This window comes from Chryseobacterium sp. HMWF035 (assembly GCF_003094695.1).
Classification (GTDB): Bacteria; Bacteroidota; Bacteroidia; order Flavobacteriales; family Weeksellaceae; genus Chryseobacterium; species Chryseobacterium gambrini.
The window spans coordinates 21,030-40,912 of the sequence record NZ_QEHP01000043.1; the positions used below are offsets into that span (position 1 = coordinate 21,030).

Annotated in this window: 18 protein-coding genes; 11 read left to right on the forward strand and 7 right to left on the reverse strand. The window is 36.7% G+C overall.

The genetic code is table 11. The features are described from left to right. Window positions 1-27 precede the first annotated feature (27 nt). From DD829_RS06750 to DD829_RS06760, 3 genes are all read right to left on the reverse strand, one after another. Complete coding sequence (locus DD829_RS06750; protein ID WP_108410447.1) at window positions 28-1,365, reverse strand: 4Fe-4S dicluster domain-containing protein; 1,338 nt, start codon at window positions 1,363-1,365, stop codon at window positions 28-30. A gap of 11 nt (window positions 1,366-1,376) precedes the next feature. After that, the gene (locus DD829_RS06755; protein ID WP_108410448.1) at window positions 1,377-2,327 is read right to left on the reverse strand and encodes an MlaD family protein; all 951 of its coding nucleotides are present in this window, start codon (window positions 2,325-2,327) and stop codon (window positions 1,377-1,379) included. Between the two features lie 126 nt (window positions 2,328-2,453). Beyond that, complete coding sequence (locus tag DD829_RS06760; RefSeq protein WP_116547640.1) at window positions 2,454-4,601, reverse strand: peptidylprolyl isomerase; 2,148 nt, start codon at window positions 4,599-4,601, stop codon at window positions 2,454-2,456. Window positions 4,602-4,860: 259 nt separating this feature from the next. Between DD829_RS06760 and lon the strand changes: the two genes are divergently transcribed. From lon to DD829_RS06790, 6 genes are all read left to right on the forward strand, one after another. Further along, window positions 4,861-7,266: an endopeptidase La gene (gene lon / locus DD829_RS06765; RefSeq protein WP_116547641.1), complete on the forward strand. Its 2,406-nt coding sequence runs from the start codon at window positions 4,861-4,863 to the stop codon at window positions 7,264-7,266. Between the two features lie 321 nt (window positions 7,267-7,587). Continuing rightward, a complete protein-coding gene (locus tag DD829_RS06770; protein ID WP_116547642.1) occupies window positions 7,588-8,175 on the forward strand; it encodes a Crp/Fnr family transcriptional regulator in 588 nt (195 codons plus the stop codon). 278 nt (window positions 8,176-8,453) lie between these two features. After that, window positions 8,454-9,356: a hypothetical protein gene (locus tag DD829_RS06775; RefSeq protein WP_108410126.1), complete on the forward strand. Its 903-nt coding sequence runs from the start codon at window positions 8,454-8,456 to the stop codon at window positions 9,354-9,356. Next, on the forward strand, window positions 9,356-10,186 hold the full coding sequence (locus tag DD829_RS06780) for a hypothetical protein (protein ID WP_108410127.1): 831 nt from the start codon (window positions 9,356-9,358) through the stop codon (window positions 10,184-10,186). The genes DD829_RS06775 and DD829_RS06780 overlap by 1 nt, the downstream gene beginning before the upstream one ends. Before the next feature lie 2 nt (window positions 10,187-10,188). Continuing rightward, entirely contained in the window at window positions 10,189-10,965 is a 777-nt protein-coding gene (locus DD829_RS06785; protein WP_123906823.1) for a hypothetical protein, read from the forward strand. 227 nt (window positions 10,966-11,192) lie between these two features. Continuing rightward, window positions 11,193-12,305 (forward strand): AI-2E family transporter, encoded by a 1,113-nt coding sequence (locus tag DD829_RS06790; protein ID WP_108410129.1) that lies wholly within the window; start codon window positions 11,193-11,195, stop codon window positions 12,303-12,305. Between the two features lie 54 nt (window positions 12,306-12,359). Here the strand turns inward: DD829_RS06790 and DD829_RS06795 are convergent, their stop codons facing one another. Next, complete coding sequence (locus DD829_RS06795; protein WP_076393790.1) at window positions 12,360-12,608, reverse strand: bacteriocin-like protein; 249 nt, start codon at window positions 12,606-12,608, stop codon at window positions 12,360-12,362. Between the two features lie 153 nt (window positions 12,609-12,761). Between DD829_RS06795 and DD829_RS06800 the strand changes: the two genes are divergently transcribed. Then, window positions 12,762-13,139: a DoxX family protein gene (locus DD829_RS06800; RefSeq protein ID WP_108410130.1), complete on the forward strand. Its 378-nt coding sequence runs from the start codon at window positions 12,762-12,764 to the stop codon at window positions 13,137-13,139. Between the two features lie 353 nt (window positions 13,140-13,492). On the opposite strand, the gene DD829_RS06810 is transcribed toward DD829_RS06800, so the two are convergent. After that, window positions 13,493-14,851 (reverse strand): acyl-CoA dehydrogenase family protein, encoded by a 1,359-nt coding sequence (locus DD829_RS06810; protein ID WP_108410132.1) that lies wholly within the window; start codon window positions 14,849-14,851, stop codon window positions 13,493-13,495. Between the two features lie 207 nt (window positions 14,852-15,058). On the opposite strand from DD829_RS06810, the gene DD829_RS06815 reads away from it, so the two are divergent. Beyond that, window positions 15,059-15,967, forward strand: a complete 909-nt coding sequence (locus DD829_RS06815) for a DUF4349 domain-containing protein (protein WP_108410133.1) — start codon at window positions 15,059-15,061, stop codon at window positions 15,965-15,967. 69 nt (window positions 15,968-16,036) lie between these two features. Here the strand turns inward: DD829_RS06815 and DD829_RS24400 are convergent, their stop codons facing one another. Together DD829_RS24400 and DD829_RS24405 are read right to left on the reverse strand one after the other, a co-directional pair. Further along, window positions 16,037-16,855, reverse strand: a complete 819-nt coding sequence (locus DD829_RS24400) for a glycoside hydrolase family 125 protein (protein ID WP_317047705.1) — start codon at window positions 16,853-16,855, stop codon at window positions 16,037-16,039. After that, a complete protein-coding gene (locus tag DD829_RS24405; protein ID WP_317047706.1) occupies window positions 16,846-17,475 on the reverse strand; it encodes a glycoside hydrolase family 125 protein in 630 nt (209 codons plus the stop codon). The genes DD829_RS24400 and DD829_RS24405 overlap by 10 nt, the downstream gene beginning before the upstream one ends. Window positions 17,476-17,676: 201 nt before the next feature. Between DD829_RS24405 and pgi the strand changes: the two genes are divergently transcribed. Genes pgi through DD829_RS06835 form a run of 3 tightly spaced genes read left to right on the forward strand, consistent with a single transcriptional unit; the run spans window position 17,677 to window position 19,859 of the window. After that, window positions 17,677-19,317: a glucose-6-phosphate isomerase gene (gene pgi / locus DD829_RS06825; protein WP_108410134.1), complete on the forward strand. Its 1,641-nt coding sequence runs from the start codon at window positions 17,677-17,679 to the stop codon at window positions 19,315-19,317. 43 nt (window positions 19,318-19,360) lie between these two features. Continuing rightward, window positions 19,361-19,579 carry a hypothetical protein gene (locus DD829_RS06830; protein WP_056010943.1) on the forward strand — a complete coding sequence of 73 codons (219 nt, stop codon included), beginning with the start codon at window positions 19,361-19,363 and terminating at the stop codon, window positions 19,577-19,579. Next, window positions 19,569-19,859, forward strand: a complete 291-nt coding sequence (locus DD829_RS06835) for a type II toxin-antitoxin system RelE/ParE family toxin (RefSeq protein ID WP_108410135.1) — start codon at window positions 19,569-19,571, stop codon at window positions 19,857-19,859. The genes DD829_RS06830 and DD829_RS06835 overlap by 11 nt, the downstream gene beginning before the upstream one ends. Window positions 19,860-19,883 lie beyond the last annotated feature (24 nt).

Genomic DNA, 19,883 nt, shown 5'->3' on the forward strand with positions numbered 1-19,883 from the left:
TTGTTAAATTTTAGATTGTTACATTAATTAGTCTTTTGCCCAGTTCAGACGGTCTGCCTGATTGTATTGCCAAGGTGCAGCGTTGTTTTCTACATTTGTCATCATCAGGTTTAATTCCTGCGGTGCAGCAGATTGCTCCATAACAAGGAATCTTCTCATTTCGAAAATGATAGAAAGCGGATCCAGCAATACAGGACAAGCTTCTGTACATGCGTTACAGGTGGTACAAGCCCATAATTCTTCTTTGGTGATGTAGTCGTTCAACAGTTTTTTTCCGTCGTCTACAAACTTTCCGTTTTTATCAATGTTTTTGCCGACTTCTTCAAGACGGTCTCTTGTCTTCATTAAAATGGCTCTCGGAGACAATTTTTTGCCGGTAATATTTGCCGGACAAACCGCAGTACAACGACCGCATTCTGTACATGAATAAGCATTTAACAACTGAACCTGATTAAGATCAAAAATATCTTCTGCTCCGAATTTCGCAGGCGTTTCTGCCTCTCCTTCTGCCGGAGCTGCGTAAGGATCTGCATTCGGATCCATCATCAGTTTAATTTCTTTCGTTACAGATTCAAGATTATTGAATTTTCCTTTCTCTTCAAGGTTTGCATACCAGGTGCTCGGGAAAGCAAGAATGATGTGTAAATGTTTTGAATAATAAAGATAATTCATGAAGAATAATATCCCTACAAAGTGGAACCACCAAGCTGCTCTTTCAACGCCGAATAAGAATCCGTTATCAAAACTGAAAACTTCAAGGAACGGAACGAAAGTCATTTCGCTGATCGGGAAAGATCCTACTTTTACAAAATGACCGTAACCATTTGACTGGAGAATAAAGTCTGAAGCGTTCATGGTAAAGAAAGCCATCATCAAAGCAAATTCGATAATCAGAATCCAGTTTGCATCTTCTTTTGGCCAGCCTAAAAGTTCTTTCATCGTTAATCTTTTTACTCCGTAAAAATTTCTACGAATAAAAAATACAACAACGCCAATTACCACTAAAAGTGCCAAAACTTCTAAAGTAGCGGTAAAGAAACCATAAACGGTGCTTCCTAAAATGGTTGATAAAAATCTGTGTGTTCCGAAGATTCCATCCACTACAATTTCGATAAGCTCGATATTGATGATGATGAAGCCTACATACACAAAAAGGTGTAAAATTCCGGCTACAGGACGTTTTGTCATCTTACTCTGCCCCATTGCAACAGTTGCCATTGTTGCCCATCTTTCTCCTCTTCTGTCGCTGCGATTGATCTCACGTCCTAATCTGATGTTTCTATATATCTTCTGCAGACTTTTTACAAAAAGTCCAAAACCTGCAATTAATAAAATCAGAAAAATAATATTAGGGATATAATGCATGGTTTAAAAAATTAGTCTTTATTATTTTTTCCGAAAACGGAGAAGTTAACATATTTTTTTGGGTGCGCTTTCAAATCTTCGATCAAAGAATTAAGATTGTTTGAAGCGGCATTCAGGTTGTTGTAAAGCTGATCGTCTTTCATAATTTTCCCTAAACTTCCTTCCCCTCTGTCGATTCCTGAAACCACATTATTTAACTGTCCTACTGTAGCATCTAAATTAGCGATGGTAGCATTCAGTTTTTTAGTATCAATGCTTTCTGCTAAATTTCCATATTTATCCAAAGTAACTTTTCCGCTCTGCATGGTAAGACTTGCATCGTCCAATACTTTCTGAAGTTTAGGATCGTTGTGACCCACTAAGGAATTTACGCTTCCTGCCGTAGTCTGTAAAGCGGCAACCGTTTTGTTAAGATTAGCCAGTAATAATTTAATTTCCTGTCTGTTCTGCGCATCAACAAGCTGATTGGCATTCGTCATCAGAGAGTCTACTCTGTGTAAAACAACCTGTAATTGATCTTTTACAGGACCTACCTGTGAAGAAAGGCTTCCTAAAGTTCCTAATTTAAATGCCCCTTTTAAAGTATCTCCGTCTTTTGCCGTTGGACCTCCGTACATCAAGTTAATTCTCATTTCTTTTCCTCCCATTAAACTCGGTTCAAAAATTTCCAATGTTGAATTTTTTGAGAACTCAAAATTGCTATCAACCGTAATTTTTACAAGAAAATCGATTTTACCGTCCTTAGATGTATGAGGAATAATTTTATCAACCTGTCCTACCTTTAATCCGTTAATGGAAACAGGGGAAGATTGTGCCAATCCCTCGACGTTATCATATTGTGCGTAAAATATATTATCGGTAGTAAAAAGGCTTCTGCCTTTCATAAATTGAAAAAGCACCACAAAGCCGACAATGGCCAATAGTGCGATTACACCAGCTTTTAATTCTTTACTGAACTTCACTTGCTAAATTTTTTCTAATGAGCAAATATACTACATTTAAATGAATGTTTTTCTCTATTGCTCTGCGTTACACACAAAAAAAGCGGCAAAAACTTTGCCGCTTTTTATCTATCTGAAAAATTATTTTTATTGTTGCTGAGAACCTAGCTTGTTCCAGATCTCGATTCTGTAATCTTCGATATCCGAATTGTCTTGTAAGCTCTTTAACCAAGCCTGCCCGAACATTCCGCCGTTTCTCTGGGTAACAGATTCTGTAAACTGTTTAAGATCTCCGGGCTGCTTGTTTGTAATTTCGTTCTTTTTAACAAGAACATACACTCCTGTTCCTCCTTCAACCGGCTTAGAAAGTTGTCCTTTCTTCACTCCGAATGCAGCTCCGGCAACTTTTGGCTCCATAGAACCTGCTACTGAAGGATTTAATAAGTTAACCTGTGCAGATTGTTTTGTAGTTCCGAACTGCTTAGCGATCTGATCTAAATTTCCTGCTTTCGCGATTTTCTCAGAAATCTGTTTTGCAGCCAGTTTATTTTTAACCACTACTTCAATCTGATCTCTTACAGATTCCGGATCTGCAGTTCCTTTTTCCTGCTTCCCGTTTAAGTAAACTACAATTTTATCTCCTGTTCCGTCTACTGTAAACAATTCAGTATCTCCTTTTTCTCTTTTCTTGTCAAAAGCCCATGCAAGGATTTCCGGATCTTTGTCTGTTCCTAATCCCTGAAGCTGTCCGTCGAATCTCTTCGCCTGTTTAGGATTAGAGAACTGATAGTTTGCTTTTTTAGCAATATTCACGAAATCGTTGAAAGATTTCCCCTGAACCTGCTGAACGAATCTGCTTGCTTTTTTGTTTACTTCTGCTTCCGTAGCATCAGAAGGTTTAACCGCTTTTACCAAGTTTGCCACTTTATAAGCCATTGCTCCCGGTTTTTTATCTTCAATGTTGATGATATGATACCCGAACTGTGTTTCTACAACACCTGTCGCACCTTTAGGGTTTTCAGACAGGTATTTTAAGAACTCAGGAACGAAAGGTGTTTCAGGAGTTGTCCATCCTAAGCTACCACCTTGTGCAGCAGAATTTGGATCGTTTGATAATTTAAGGAATTCTGTAAATTTCCCCGGATTAGCTTTTACAATTGCTCCGATAGAATCTGCCAGTTTCTTAGCCTGTTCTTTGGATCTTGTAACTCCTTCTCCCGCAGGACTTCCTTTGAAAGCGATTAGAATATGTCTTGACAGTGTAGAATCTGAAGTCTTTTTATCTAAAAGTTTAGAAACTACATAAAAATTCTGCTCTTTGTAAGGACCAAAAGTCTGACCGATCGCTGCTGTCGGAAGCTGTGCCTGAATGGTCTGAGGCAATTGGTTTGGCTTCAGATACTGTGGATTGAATGGCATATCAGAATTCGCCATGATGAACATAGAGTCATTCTTTGTATTCTGGAAGTTTTCAGAACCTCCGCTTGCATCGCTTCCTACAGAGAATAATTTATTGATTTCTTTCTGAGCCGCCGCATCATCTGCAGGGCTTGGCTGAGAAGGGAAATAAACGATTCCTATATTTCTGCTTTCTTCCGCTTTGAACATTATCGGATGCTGCTTGATATAATTTGTTAAATCTTCAGTGGTAACTTTAATGTTGTTTTTTTGAAGATAAGCTGCATAATCTACTTTTACGAAATCGATATCAGCTAACTGATCTCTTTCTCTCATCAACTCTTCAGCTTCTTTTTTACCTGTAGTAATTCCTGTAGAAACATTAGCAAATACCTGTCTCGCCATCAATCTGTACTCGATTGATTTTCTGGTTTTCAACCATTGGTTGTACCCTTCCGGCGAAGCCGCTTTCATATCTTCTATCTGTTTTTTAAGCTCCTGGGTTTTGAAATTACCTTTCTCATCAAAAAACTGCTTCTGCTGTGCAAACATCTGATCGTACTGGATCTGGTTCCAGAAGTAATCGTCCGTCATTTCGAAGCCCATTTTCTCGAATTGCTGTTTGATCAGCTTCGATTGCACAAGCAATTGCCAAGCCTGCTCTTCAAGACCATTTTTTGGTTGACCTTGCTGTTCAGCCTGTTGTTGCAGTACGAAAAGTTGATCGTTAAACTCTTCACGGGTAATTTTCTCACCATTCACTTTTCCTAAAACATCAGGATTTTTACCAAAAACCTTATCAATACTGTCGGGGTTTACAAGGAACGCCAAAAGCGCCAGTGCAATTACTCCCATCAAAAGCCAAGGTCTACTCCTAATTTGTCCTAAAATTGCCATTATATAAATTATAGTTTTTTATCAGTTTGCGAAAATACACATTTTTAAGAAATTACGGAAATACAAGACCTTTATTTTAATTTTTAAAATTTAATTTTTATAAAAAAGGAAATTTTGACCGTATTTTTTAGTAAAAAACAAATGGCATAAGTCTTGTGCATTTTAAGCACACATAATATGGATTGCCTTTTCAAAACATATTATGAAATTTCACGTTAACGAATTAAAACGATAATGACAATTTGTCATTCGATTTACTATGACAGAATTTGAAGATATTAGTTTAGAAGAAATGATAAGCGACGGATTTGATATTGTAGCTCAGGAAATCAACATTGATGATCTTGCGGAAACAGAAAAAAATTCGGAGCAAAAGATATTCCCGATCCTTCCTGTAAGAAATATGGTGATGTTCCCCAATGTTGTGATCCCGATTACTGCCGGAAGAAAAGCATCTATCCAACTGTTGGAAGAAGCCCAGAAAAATGGCGATTTCATCGGAATCGTAAGCCAGAAAAATTCTGATCTTGAGCAGCCTTCCGAAAAAGATTTATACCAGACCGGAACTTTAGCAAAGATTATTAAAATCATCAAACTTCCGGAAGGAAATATTACTGCGATTACGAAAGGTTTTCACCGATTCAAAATCAAGAAAGTGATTGAAACACAGCCTTATTTTAAAGCAGAAATATCAAAATTAAAGGATTCCAAGCCTAAAAATAAAGAAGAATACGAAGCTTTACTGGAAAATGTAAAAGATCTTGCCCTGAAAATCATTGAGCTGGATCCTAACATTCCGAATGCCGCGAATTTTGCCATAAAAAACATCAACAACAATGATGACCTGTTGAATTTCATCTGCACAAATGCTAATTTCCCTTCTTCTGACAAGCAAAAGCTTCTGGAAGAAAAGAATCTGATGGAAAGAGCCAACAAGTGCTACGAGATGATGCATGAGGATTTCAGAAAGCTGGAACTGAGAAACCAGATCCATCAGAAAACTTCGAAGGATCTTGATAAACAGCAGAGAGAATATTTCCTGAACCAGCAAATCAGAACGATTCAGGAAGAATTGGGAGGCGGTACAGAAGGCGACATAGAAGATCTTATTAAAAAGGCGAGAGAAAAAAAATGGAGCGATGAAGTAGAAGAACATTTCCAGAAGGAAATCAACCGTTTGCAGCGTCAGAATCCTAATTCGCCGGATTACAATGTTCAGAGAAATTACTTGGATTTCTTTACGGATCTTCCTTGGGAAACATACACCAAAGATGTTTTTGATATTGCCAAAGCGGAGAAAATTTTAGATAAAGCCCATTTCGGTTTAGAAGATATCAAGAAAAGAATTCTGGAGCATATGGCTGTTTTAAAGCTTAAAAACAACATGAAATCCCCTATTCTTTTGCTTGTGGGACCTCCCGGAGTCGGTAAAACGTCACTGGGAAAATCTGTTGCAGATGCACTGGGAAGAAAATATGTAAGACTTTCTTTGGGCGGTCTTCACGATGAAAGTGAAATCCGTGGTCACAGAAAAACCTACATTGGTGCAATGGCGGGAAGAATTCTTCAGTCGATTAAAAAATCCGGAACTTCCAATCCTGTTATTGTTTTAGATGAAATGGATAAAATCGGACAGGGATTGCATGGTGATCCAAGTTCGGCGCTTTTAGAAGTTCTTGATCCTGAACAAAATAAGTCTTTCTACGATAATTTCTTGGAAATGGGGTATGATCTGTCTAAAGTAATGTTTATTGCAACGGCAAATTCATTATCTACCATTCAGACTCCTTTGTTAGACAGAACTGAAATCATTCAGATTGCAGGCTATACTTTAGAGGAAAAAATTGAAATCGCCAAAAGACATTTAATTAAAAAACAGCAGGAGGAAAACGGTTTGGATGCTAAATCTTTTAAACTCGGAAATACTGAATTAAAACATATTATCGAAGCACACACTTCGGAAAGCGGCGTAAGATCTCTGGAAAAAAGAATTGCAGGAATCGCGCGTTGGGTAGCTTTGCAGACGGCTTTGGTTAAAGATTACGATCCTAAAATCTCGATCGAAAAAGTGGATGAAATTTTAGGTGTTCCGAGACCGAAAAGCTTATCTGAAATTACAGGAGTTCCAGGGGTTGTTACAGGTCTCGCATGGACGAGCGTTGGCGGAGATATTTTATTCATTGAAAGTATTTTGAGCAACGGAAAAGGATCATTATCCATGACCGGAAATTTAGGAACCGTGATGAAAGAATCTGCGACCATTGCGCTGGAATATATTAAAGCGAAACATGATGAACTGGGAATTTCTCAGGATGACATCGAAAAGAAAAACATCCACGTTCACGTTCCGGAAGGCGCAACGCCAAAAGACGGACCTTCTGCGGGAATTGCTATGCTGACTTCTATGGTTTCTTCATTTAAAAATAAAAAAGTAAAACCTCATCTTGCCATGACAGGAGAGATTACTTTAAGAGGAAAAGTTCTTCCGGTGGGAGGAATTAAAGAAAAACTTCTTGCAGCTACAAGAGCGGGAATTAAAGAGGTTATTCTTTGTGAAGCCAACAGAAAAGATGTGGAAGAAATTAAAAAAGATTATCTGAAAAACCTGAATGTACATTATGTAAACAGAATGGAAGAAGTTATCGAAATCGCATTGGAGAAATAAATTCTTTTTCAATAAAATTTTAGAGTAAAAGAAAGTAATCTTTAAAAATAAATTTAACAGGCCATAGCAAAAACTCAATTGCTATGGCTTTTTTTCTTGTGTACACGGATAATTTTGAATTACATAAGTTCAGCAACAACTAATTAAAATTACAAATTCCTTAACTATAGAGAAAACAGATTAGAGGATTATTTAAAATATCGAAATTTTAAACAATTATTATCTACAGAACAACGAAATATTTCATAATTTTGTATTACACAAACACAAAATAATCGTATAAAAAAACATAATGTTACTAAAATTATATTCGGAAAAAAGATGTATAATAAATTTATTTCATATTTGAATGGATTGTTAGCTTCGCCTCTCAATCCCGAAGAAATTAAGATCATCAAAGAGGTTTTCAAACCTAAGACTTTATTAAAGAACCAGTATTTTCTTCAGCAAGGTGAAATATGTAAATTAACCGGATTTATCGTTAAGGGAGCTATCAAACAGTATTCTCTTGATGAAAAAGGTAAAGAAAAGGTTCTGGGTTTACTTATAGACAACTGGTGGGTCGGAGACAGGGAAAGTATGTTGAAAAATACACCTTCATCATATTATATTCAGGCATATCAGCGTTCCGAGCTGTTGATATTTACAAAAGAAGATTTTGAAGAGCATCTTATCAATCAGCCCTTTATTCTTGAAGCGCGCAGGATTCTTTTTGAAAGACAGTCTTTACAGCTTTTAAAACGGCTTTATGCGACCAATATGCTGCCTGCAAAACAAAGAATACAGGAACTTGAAAACTGTTATCCGGATTTTTTTCAGAAATTTCCGCAACATCTTATTGCTTCTTATCTTGGTTTAACCAAAGAAACTTACAGCAGGATTAAAAGCAATATGCTGAAAAACCAGTAAATTCTTGTAAATTTTATTCAGCATTATAAAAAACGTTGATTTAGATCAACGTTTTTTATTGATCTAAATCAACAATAATTTTTCTTTTTTATAAGCAACTTTGTGTAAGCAAAAACATTTTAAAGTTTCAGCTTTCAGTTAAAAACTTTAAAAATCTTACAGATTTTCACCAGCCACCAGACCCGACATTTAAGAAATTACCATCATCCATTGTTGGACGAAGCCCAAGTAGGTATTTGGCTGTATCAGATTATTTATAACAAATTGAAAAACTAGCGATGAAAACAAAAATTATTTTATTGTTCTTTGGTCTTCTTTCGTTTTTGCCAAACGCTCAAATAGGGATTTCGAAAGACACTTCTTTTCAACCGGATTCAAGAGCAATGCTGCATATTAAGCAGGATAATTTCGCGGCAAGAATTCCGAGATCCAATACAGCATTATCTTTGCCCGTCTCCGAAACGGCAACTACCGGAACAGGAACTCAGGGATCGATAATATTCAACCGAGAAACCGGAAGTATTGTACAGAATGACGGCACAACCTGGAAGATATCGGATCCTATTGTAAGCACCATGAAGAGCAATAAAATGGCAAGATTCATAAGATCCGGCGTTGTAACTTCATCATGCGGAACGTGCGGATTAGCCTGCGCGCTTACCGTAAGAACCTGCTCTACGGAAAATATTCTTTTTACAAACAGCAGTCCTGTTTTTAATGATATTTCTTCGAGTGTTGCTCTTGCCTCTACGAACAGCAATGTGATTAATATAAATGAAAAAGGTCTTTATAAGATTTCTTTTAAAAGCGGTGCGATTGATATAAGTACGCCTTTGTGTGCAGGAGTTGTTATCAATCTTCAATCGAGGGTAAATCTGGAATTAAGTTCTTCTACAGATGCAACGTGGAGACCTATTAATAATAATTCAAGCAGCTCAACATCCGGAGCCTTATCGGTAACTACCTTAGCTCCGGGTGCTATTGACGTGGGACAGGCACTTTCTTTTACCTACGTAGGCGTTTTCAATGCAGGTGATAAACTGAGACTGACAATGAACGGTACACAAAACATCGGAACGGGCGTGTGTACAGGAGTATTGGGAGGAAACAATATGTTTTTCTCTATGGATAAAACAGGAAACTCTGTTTCTGAAATTATTATAGAAAAAATAAACATGTAATGATGAAAAAAAATTTATTATTTGCCGTAATATTTTCCCTCCAGCTATTTCATGGACAAATAGTAATCGGCGGAAATGATATCAGTACAAAAAACATTGTAAAAATCGTGGATGGATCTAAAGGCGTTATTCTTCCCTTTTCCAATACCTATACAACCTTCCCGAAATACAATGTGTCTGCAACGGATATTTTTGATGATTATCCTAATCTTACAGGAAGTCTGATCTACAGTAAAAATGATGATCAGTACTATAAATACGACGGATATTCCTGGAATCCTGCAAGACAGATTCAGGCGATCTATCAGCCGAAAGCTTCCCGTTTAGGAGTCTCTTCAGGGACTACGATTCCCTGCATTTCATTTGGGATCGGATTCTGCTTCGCCGGAAACACGCCTACTTATCTGGCTGCAGATAACAGAAGCCAGGTGCTCGTAGACAATTTAACATTAAAAAACACAGGAAATGTAACTATAAAACAATCCGGCATCTACGATATTGCTGTTGCCTTAGGCTTTACAGGAGGTAGTTTCGGATTACAGGCAGGAATTACAGAATTTAAAATGAGTCTTCAGGTAAAATATACCTCAACATCAGATTGGGAAACGGTAGTTACCAAGACCAATTATTCTATTGTTTTTGTAATCGACACACAGGGAAACAAGACTTCAAGCTTTTCGCAAACCGTCTACTTACCTTCAGGAGCAGAGCTCAGAGTGGTTCCGGAAATCAGCTCAAATGCTATTTCGGGAGGCTCTTTATCTGCTTACGGAACAGATTCTAATGCTCTTTACTCGTATTTGGCAGCGCGTTTAATTAAAAACTATTAATGATGAAAAAAAATATTTATTTACTATTTATCTTTTTACTGAATATTTGCAGCGCTCAGATTAATTTCACCACCCTTACCAATCCCGACTCAAACGCGAACGGCTCTGATCAGGTAATGCTGTACATCACCAATGCTAGTGAAGCGACAGGAGTAAAAGGATTTGGTCTTCCCGCTGTAGATACTGAGATGGATCTGCCTTTTACAGGAAGTAACGCACCTTCTGCCAGAATAGAAAACCTGAGAGGAATGCTCTTATTTGTAAAGAGTACAGGACAGACGATGGTTTTTGACGGATTGGCATGGAGCAAAGCATTTGAAGTGGAATCTGATAATATTTCAAGATTTCAGATTAATTCTGTAAGTACAACTTCAGGATCAACTCTGCTTCCGATAAATTCTTTAATTGATAAACCGAATTTTCTTGCAGATCCGCTAAAGCTGAAAACGAATGTGGGAACTACAGGAGCCAATATCAACCGATTGTATATTCGGCAGACCGGATTATACAGAATTAATCTTAATCTTACCTTCACAGGTCCTGCAGGAACTTTCAGCAACAGACTCGGAGCAGGATTGTTTGTAAATGATGCGCTCCGATGCCAGTTGCTTGAAAATACAGTTAACTTCGACGGAACAAACAGGAAAATAAACCTTGATTTTTCCGTATACATGGTTCAGGGACAGTATATTACCCTGGAAACAGTTTCAGAAATAGGAGGAACTGTATCTTATACCGTAACCAATAACAGTTACGTTACCGTTGAAAAAGTTTTATAAATATCATTAAAATTATCACAAGTTCTCATTTTTGGGAACAAATTAAGGACAGAGACTTATTTCTGTCCTTTTTTCTTTGGTAAACTTAAGAATACAGAATCCAATAATAGTGATCTTATACATGGAATAATCAAGAACAATGAATTGAAATTATCTTAAACAAATTGAAAAATAACCCTTCTGTTACAAGTGTTTTTACTAATTTTATAGAAGTAAGATTTTAAATTATGAATACAGTTCGGCTCCCTTTTCTTGTAAAACTCACGCTGGTTATTATTTCCATCATTGGATTGGGATATCTTCTTGCTTTGGGACAGAGTATTTTAGCTCCGTTTTTTCTGGCATTTTTAATGGCGATGCTGTTTCTGCCGGTTGCCAATTTTCTGGAGAAAAGATTAAGATTTACAAGATCGATGTCGACCATTGCTTCTGTTTTAATGATGCTGTTCATTTTAACGGGGTTAATTTACTTTTTCGGATCACAGCTTTCGGATTTCAGTAAAGATATTCCACACCTTAAAAAGCAGTTTACCTCGGTTGCGGAAGATATTCAGCACTGGGTTTCCAGAACTTTTCACGTAAAAATAGATGAGCAGCTTAATTATATTGATCAGGGACTGAATAAACTTCTTTCTTCATCCGGCGTTATTCTGGGATTTACTTTTGGGATTTTTTCCTCGAGTTTAGGATTCTTTGTGTTTTTTATTCTGTTTTTTATCTTCATCTTGAATTACAGAAGAGTTTTAAACAACTTTATTATTACCGTTTTTAATGAAAAACATAAAGCCAGCGTTCAGGAAGTGGTAGGCGAAGTAAGAGTGATGACCAAAAAGTACATTATCGGATTGTGTCTTCAGATTTTAATCGTTTCCGTCCTTACTTCTATTGTTCTTACGATTCTGGGAGTAAAATACGCCATTCTTTTAGGAGTTCTTACGGGCTTGTTAAATGTAATTCCGTATCTGGGAATCTGCATCAGTCTTTTGATTTCATGCTTTATCGCTTTCGCAACCTCTACTCCATCTACCTGCATCTATGTGGCAATCGGCTATATTGCGGTTCATGTTGTAGACGGAAATATTGTTCTGCCATTTGTGGTGGGTTCCAAAGTAAAAATCAATGCTTTATTTTCATTTATAGGAATTCTTATCGGAGAACATCTTTGGGGAATTGCGGGGATGTTTCTGTGCATTCCGGCTATCGCCATCATTAAAATAATTTTCGAAAGAGTTCAGGGACTTCAGCCTTGGGGAAAATTGCTGGGTGAAGAAGAAAAGCCCGATAAAAAGAAAAAAACCTATAAAATTTCTAAGAACATTACTTTAAAGGAAATGGATTGATTATCAAGCATTAACTATAAAAAAGAAAGCCTTCAAAATCGAAGGCTTTTATTTTTACAATGCACAAAGCGGCTGTAATCCATTTGGGCAGGTTTCTGTACAGTAGATATACTGACCGCTGTCCGGACAATACCCTACAGGATCGCCAGGATTTCCCGGATCTCCTCCTCCACCTAAACAAGGATCGCCCGGCGGAATTTTACAAGGACATCCAACAGGTCCGATATCGCACTTTTCTGCGCCTCCGCCTCCTTTAATTTCTCTTAAATCTGCACGATTTAGTTTTTTAAGATTTTTCAGCATAATATTTAGTTTTATTTGTCTTGCACAACAAATATATTAAATCAATCCATATAATTCAATAAATATTTCTCAAAACCGAGAATTTATTTAAATTTTATTTCCTTTTTAATCAGCCGATTATATTTTTATTTAACTTTAATAAAAAATCATAACATGAAAATCGTAAAATTTATCCTTTCCCTTCTTTTCGGATTGATGTTCATTAATGCCGGATTAAACAAATTCTTCAATTATATGCCGATGGAAAAGCCGACTCCCGAACAAATGAAACTTTTTGCCGCATTTGGAGAAATCAGTTGGCTGATGCCGCTTACCGGAGTAGTTGAAGTTATCGGCGGATTGCTTTTTATTTTTCCTAAAACAAGGGCTTTAGGTGCCGTTATTATTCTACCGGTAATGATCGGAATTGTCTGTCATATCTTCACCTTAGACAAATCTCCCATGGGAATGTCAATTGCCGGAGTCCTTTTTCTGATCAATCTCTGGATGATTATCGACAATAAAGAAAAATATAAAACCTTAGTGAAATAAAAGATTGAATGGTCAATAGTGAATTTTGCTGCGCAAGTGAATTTTAAAATTGCCAAACAAAACGAATTGATCATTGATCATTCACTTTTATCATCATACAAATGCACTGAAACCTGTAATTGATCTTCCTACAATCAGGGAGTTGATTTCTTTTGTGCCCTCGTAAGAATAAATAGCCGGAGTCCTTTTCCTTATCAATCTCTGGATCATTATCGATAATAAAGAAAAATATAAAACTTTAGTGAAATAAAAGGCTGAATGGTCAATAGTGAATTTTGCTGCGCAAGTGAATTTAATCCATTGCCAAGCAAAGCGAATTGACCATTGACCATTGACCATTCTCTTTTAGATCATCATACAAATGCACTGAAACCTGTAATTGATCTTCCTACAATCAGGGAGTTGATTTCTTTTGTGCCTTCGTAAGAATAAATAGCTTCTGCATCAGCTACAAATCTTGCCACATCATATTCGAGCAGAATTCCGTTTCCGCCCATCACTTCACGCGCTCTGGAAACAATATCTCTGGTTCTCATGGTACAGAAAACTTTTGCCAGAGAAGCGTGTTCATCTTTTAAAATTCCTTCATCCTGCATTTCAGAAAGCCTGAAAACCATGGCCTGCATTGCCGTAAGATTAGAAAGCATCTCTACTAAATGTCCCTGAATCATCTGGAAGGAAGCAATCGGTTTTCCGAACTGTTCTCTTTTTCTGGTGTAATCCAAGGCACTTTCGTACGCTCCTCTTGCGCATCCTGTAGCCATCCATGCAACTCCCGCCCTTGTCATTCTTAAAACTTTTGCGGTGTCTTTAAAGGATTTGGCATTCTGCAACCTGTTTTCTTCTGTCACCAAACAATCTTTCAGCGTAATCAAACCATTCTGAACAATTCTCAATGCCATTTTTCCTCTGATTTTCTCAACGGAATACCCCGGATTGTCTTTTTCAACAATAAATCCTTTTACTTCGCCGTCATCTAAATCTCTTGCCCAGATAATAATTAAATCCGCAAACGTTGCATTTCCGATCCATTTTTTCTGTCCGTTCAGAATCCAGCCTTCAGATGTTTTTTTGCAGGTTACCGTTAATCCTCCCGCTGCTCCGGAACCTACTTCGGGTTCTGTTAATCCAAAGGCTCCGATTTTTTCAAACTTCTGCATCTGTGGAAGCCATTTCTGTTTTTGCTCTTCGGAACCGCAGATATATATGGAACCCATCGACAAACCGGACTGCACTCCGAAAAAAGTAGCAATAGAAGCATCAATTCTAGCCATTTCCATCGCAATAACACCTTCCATTAGAAAAGGCATTCCGGGACAGCCGTACCCTTCGTAAGTAACTCCGCAGATATTCAGTTTTTGAAATTTTGGAATCAGTTCGTGAGGAAATTCATCACGCAGCCAGTAGTGATTAACAAGCGGTTTTACTTCTTTTTCCATGAACGCTCTCACTTTTAACTGAATTTCCCGCTGTTCAGGACTTAATGTGTGATAGATGTCGTAGAAATCGCCGTCTATATCAGGAAGCTCTTTCTTCTTTTTATTCGGATCGAGCATTTTCATCATTCCGTTAAGCTGTTTATCGTCTAATTTGGAGAAATTTTCCATCAGCTTGGGAAGATTTACTTTTTGAGAAATAGCACTCAACTGATCAAAATCTATGAATCTGAATAATTCTATGGCGTTTCGGATTTTGGAAAAAGTATTTGACATAATAATTTGTTGTGTTTGATTTGTAAAAGAACAGCAAAAATTACTCCGAAAATGAGGTAGCTGAATAGCCCACAATTTACAAAACAATGAATTACAACCACTTAAAACAGAATTTCTCTTTACAGAATTTTTACGTTCCATTTTCAAATATTACAAACGATTCTGTCTGAACTTTGGGATAAGCAAAACATTAAAAAATCTATATCTATGAAAACGAAGTACATCGGACTAAGCATCGCAACAGCACTTTTACTGGGAATTTATTCATGCAAAAAAGGAGAAGTTTCTTCCGAAAATCTTGAAAAATATGCATCTGCTGATTCGGCAATAGCAATATCTTCGGACAGTGTTTCTTCTGTGGCAACCATGAAGGTAAAAGACAAGCAGTTCATTAAAACCGCAGACGTGAATATGGAAGTAAAAGATGTCTATGACGCGACCATATCCATTGAAAAATCCGTTCAGGAATTGGGAGGCTTCGTAACGCACAGCGACCTGAAAAGCAATGTGGTTTCTGAGGAAACCTACAATACATCGGATGAACAGGCAATGCTGATAAAAAAATATCAGTCTGAAAACACAATACAGGTAAGAGTTCCCACAGAAAAACTGGGCGAACTGCTGACTTTAATTAATAATAAAAAACTGTTCCTGAATGCAAGATCAATTAATGCGGAAGATGTAACAGCAAATATAAAATATTCGGCACTGGAAGCTCAGCGCAATAAGAAAACAACCAACAATATTGCTCAGATGAATGTAAATAAAGACAAAGTAACCATGAGCGATGAAAATATGAAGGAAGGAAATAGCCAGCAACTGGAAAGCATGAATATGACCGATATGCTGAAATACAGCATTGTTGACATTTACATTAAAGAACCCAAAATAAGAGTCGCAGAAATTGCAGTTACCAACACACAAAGCATAGACGATAAGTACAAATTTGATTTTCTGTACAGCGCAAAATCAGCTTTCGTGGAAGGATATTATCTGATCCAGAAAATTGTAGTAGGACTCATCACAGTCTGGCCAATTGTATTAATAGGAATTGCCGCTGTTTATTTTGTAAGAAAAAGAAAACCTGCTAAAAAACAGCCTACCACAGAAATTTAGCGATCCTAACTTCGGTTATCTATATATATTTTAAATTTTACAATAAACCTTCGGCAAATCCGGAGGTTTTTATGTTGAAAACTTTCTTTTCAGGATTTCCGGTTTTGTTGTATGGAGATGAAGAATCAATTCTCCGAATAATGTATTTGCCCATGCAAACCAAGCTCTTGTAAAGTCTTTCGGGTTATCTACATCAAAAGATTCGTGAATAAATCCGGTTCCGGCATGAGTGGCTTTCAGCATTTTAAGGCAGGAAATAATCTCCTCATCATTATCCGTTGTCAAAGCCTGCATAATCAAACCCAAAGGCCAGATTTTATGCTCTCCGATGTGCGGTCCGCCAATTCCTTTTGCAAATTTACCTTCGCTGAACCACGGATTCGCCTTGCTCAGAGAAAATTTTCGGGTATTTTTATAGATCTCGTCTTCTTTGGATCTGTAACCCAAATACGGAATGGATAATAAATTCGGGACATTGGCATCATCCATAAATAAAGCATTTCCGAAACCGTCGATTTCCAAGGCATAAATTTTCCCAGCTTCCGGATGATTTAAAACTGCATATTTCTGAATGGCTTCATCTACTTCTTTAGCTAAATTTTTAAATTGATCCGAAGAATTTTCATCTTTAAAAATTTCAGAAAAAATTTCCGCAGTTTCCCTCAAAGAAACTACCGCAAACATATTGGAAGAAATTAAAAAAGGATAAAAAGTCGCATCGTCCGAAGGTCTGAACATTGAATGAATCAGTCCAACTTTCTTTGTAGGATTTCCATAACCTCCGGCAAATTGTGTGTCCAGAGGATTTCCGTTGGATCGTTGAAATTTGTACGGACCTTTTGAATCTTTTCTTTGCTGTTCTTTAAAAGTCTGCAAAATTAAAAGCATCGCTTTTTTCCAGTCGGCATCAAAAACGGAAGAAAATCTCCTGTTATTTTACAATAGTTGTAAGATAATCTCATAACATAGCAAAGTGAATCGATCTCCCATTTTCTCTCATGAATTCCGGGTTTCATTTGGGTAGAATCATTTTTCCATTCACTTACTTTATTGGCATCATTGAAAAATGCATTGGCATAAGGATCAAGAAGAACGCATTCAACCTGCTTATTAATGACGCCTTTCAGAAGATTTTTCAGTTTTTCATCTTCGTTAGCGAGACTTAAATACGGATAAACCTGCGCGGAAGAATCCCGAAGCCACATCGCATCAATATCTCCCGTAATCACATACGTGTAAGGTTTATTGTTTTTCCGGTAAAATTTTACGGTTGTATCAAGCGTATTTGGAAAACAGTTTTCAAACATCCACGCCAATTCTTCATCAGCAATTGATTTTTTGATGGTCTTGATGGTTTTCTCAACAGCCTCAGAAGTGAATTTTCTTTCGCTCAAGGGCGGTCTTTTAGAAACGTAATCGTTTGCAAATAAAAATCTTGCAGAAACAGGCAAAGCAAAAAATCCTACTCCCAAAGATGACTTTTTAATAAAATTTCTTCTGTTCAGCATGATGTCATGAAATATTATGCCTAAAAATAAGCATTTTAAATTTTAAAAATTCATTTGTTACTCAACATACATTTGATTTTTAATCATCCATTAATATGATTGAACTAAAATTCCGTAAATTTGCAAATCAATAATTTTACATGAGGATTTGGAATTCAACAATCCTGAATCCGAAGTCACAAAACCTTAATTTCTAAAGATATGCTATCAAAAATAAATCCTACTCAAACCAATAGCTGGAAAGCACTTGACGACCAATTTGCGAATAATGATTTCGATTTAAGAAGCCTTTTTCAGTATAATCCGAATCGTTTCAATGAATTTTCAATCAAAAGACCTAATTTTTTGTTTGATTATTCTAAAAATTTAATCGATTCCAAAACGAAAAACCTCCTTTTAAATCTTGCGGAAGAATGCGAATTGAAAGATGCGATTTCCAAAATGTTTTCGGGAGATAAAATTAACGAAACGGAAGGAAGAGCAGTTTTGCACACTGCTTTGAGGGATTTTTCAGATAAAGAAATTCTGGTTGACGGCGAAAATATCAAGCCTCAGATCAAAAGAGTTCTGGATCATATGAAATCTTTTTCCGAAAGCATTATTTCAGGTGAACATAAAGGTTTTACAGGAAAAGAAATTACAGATGTGGTGAACATCGGAATCGGAGGTTCAGACTTGGGACCTGTGATGGTCGTTTCAGCTTTGAAGCATTTTAAAACAAGGTTAAACGTTCATTTTGTTTCCAATGTAGACGGAAATCATCTGGCGGAAACTGTGAAAACTTTAAATCCTGAAACAACATTATTTATCATTGCTTCCAAGACATTTACCACTCAGGAAACAATGACGAATGCCAACTCAGCCAAAGACTGGTTCTTAAAAGCCGGAAAACAGGAAGATGTGGCAAAACACTTTGTCGCTTTATCCACTAACGCACAGGCAGTTAAAGACTTCGGAATTGCAGAGGAAAACATATTCGAGTTCTGGGATTGGGTTGGCGGAAGATACTCATTGTGGAGTGCGATTGGCTTAAGTATCGTTCTTGCAGTGGGTTACGAAAATTTTGAACAATTATTAAGAGGAGCTTACGATACAGACCAACATTTCCAGACGGCAGATTTTGGAGAAAACATTCCTGTTTTAATGGGACTGATCGGAATCTGGTACAGAAATTTCTATGCAGCAACTACTCATGCGATTCTTCCATATTCTCAGTATTTAGACCGTTTTCCGGCATATTTTCAGCAGGGTGATATGGAAAGTAACGGAAAATGTGTGGACAGAAACGGTGAGTTTGTAGAATATGAAACCGGACCGATTATCTGGGGAGAGCCGGGAACAAACGGACAGCACGCTTTCTATCAGTTGATTCACCAAGGAACAGAATTGATTCCCGCGGATTTTATTGCGTATGCGAAAAGTCCGAATAAAGTTTCTGACCATCAGGATAAATTGTTGGCTAACTTTTTCGCTCAGACTGAAGCACTTGCCTTCGGAAAAACAGAAGAAGAAGTTGAGGAAGAATTAAGAAATTCAGGAAAATCTGATGAGGAAATTGATTTCTTGTTAAACTATAAAGTCTTCCACGGAAACACTCCAACTAACTCAATACTAATCAATGAATTAACTCCTTTTTCATTAGGACAGTTAATTGCGTTATATGAGCATAAAATTTTCGTTCAGGGGGTGATCTGGAATATTTTCAGTTTCGACCAGTTCGGTGTGGAATTAGGAAAAGTTTTAGCCAATAAAATTTTACCGGAACTTGAAAGCAACGAAACAGTTAGTTCACATGATTCTTCAACCAACGGATTGATTAATTATTATAAAGCAAACAAATAAATTATAGCTGATTTTCGTTAATTTTGATTAAAAATACAAAGATATGAGTACTATTACCATTCATCTTAAAAATAAAGAAGAAGAAACTTTAATGGAAAATCTTTTGAAAAAGATGAAAATCAGCTTTGAAAAAAATGAGGATGATTTTGAACTGACGGATGAAATGAAAAGGGTGATTGATGAAGCTTTAAAACAAGACCGATCAAAAGCAATAGATGGCAAAGAATCTTTAAAAAGAATCAGAGCTAAATATGGACTTTAATTATAAATTCTTGCCCACTGCCGAAAAAGATATTGAAGAAGCAACAAAGTATTATGCTGATATCTCGGTAAAAGTTTTAAAAAACTTCAATAAACAATTAGATCTGGCAATTGATAGAATAATTACAAATCCGTATTTTCAGAAAAGGCATAGAAATGTAAGAGCTTTCACTGTAAAGAAATTTCCTTACATTATTTTCTATGAAATTAGTGAAGATGAAAAAATGATTTATATCCTCTCCGTCTTCTGCACACACCAGAATCCGGAAAAATATCCATAAAAATCTAATAAAAAGTAATAAAAG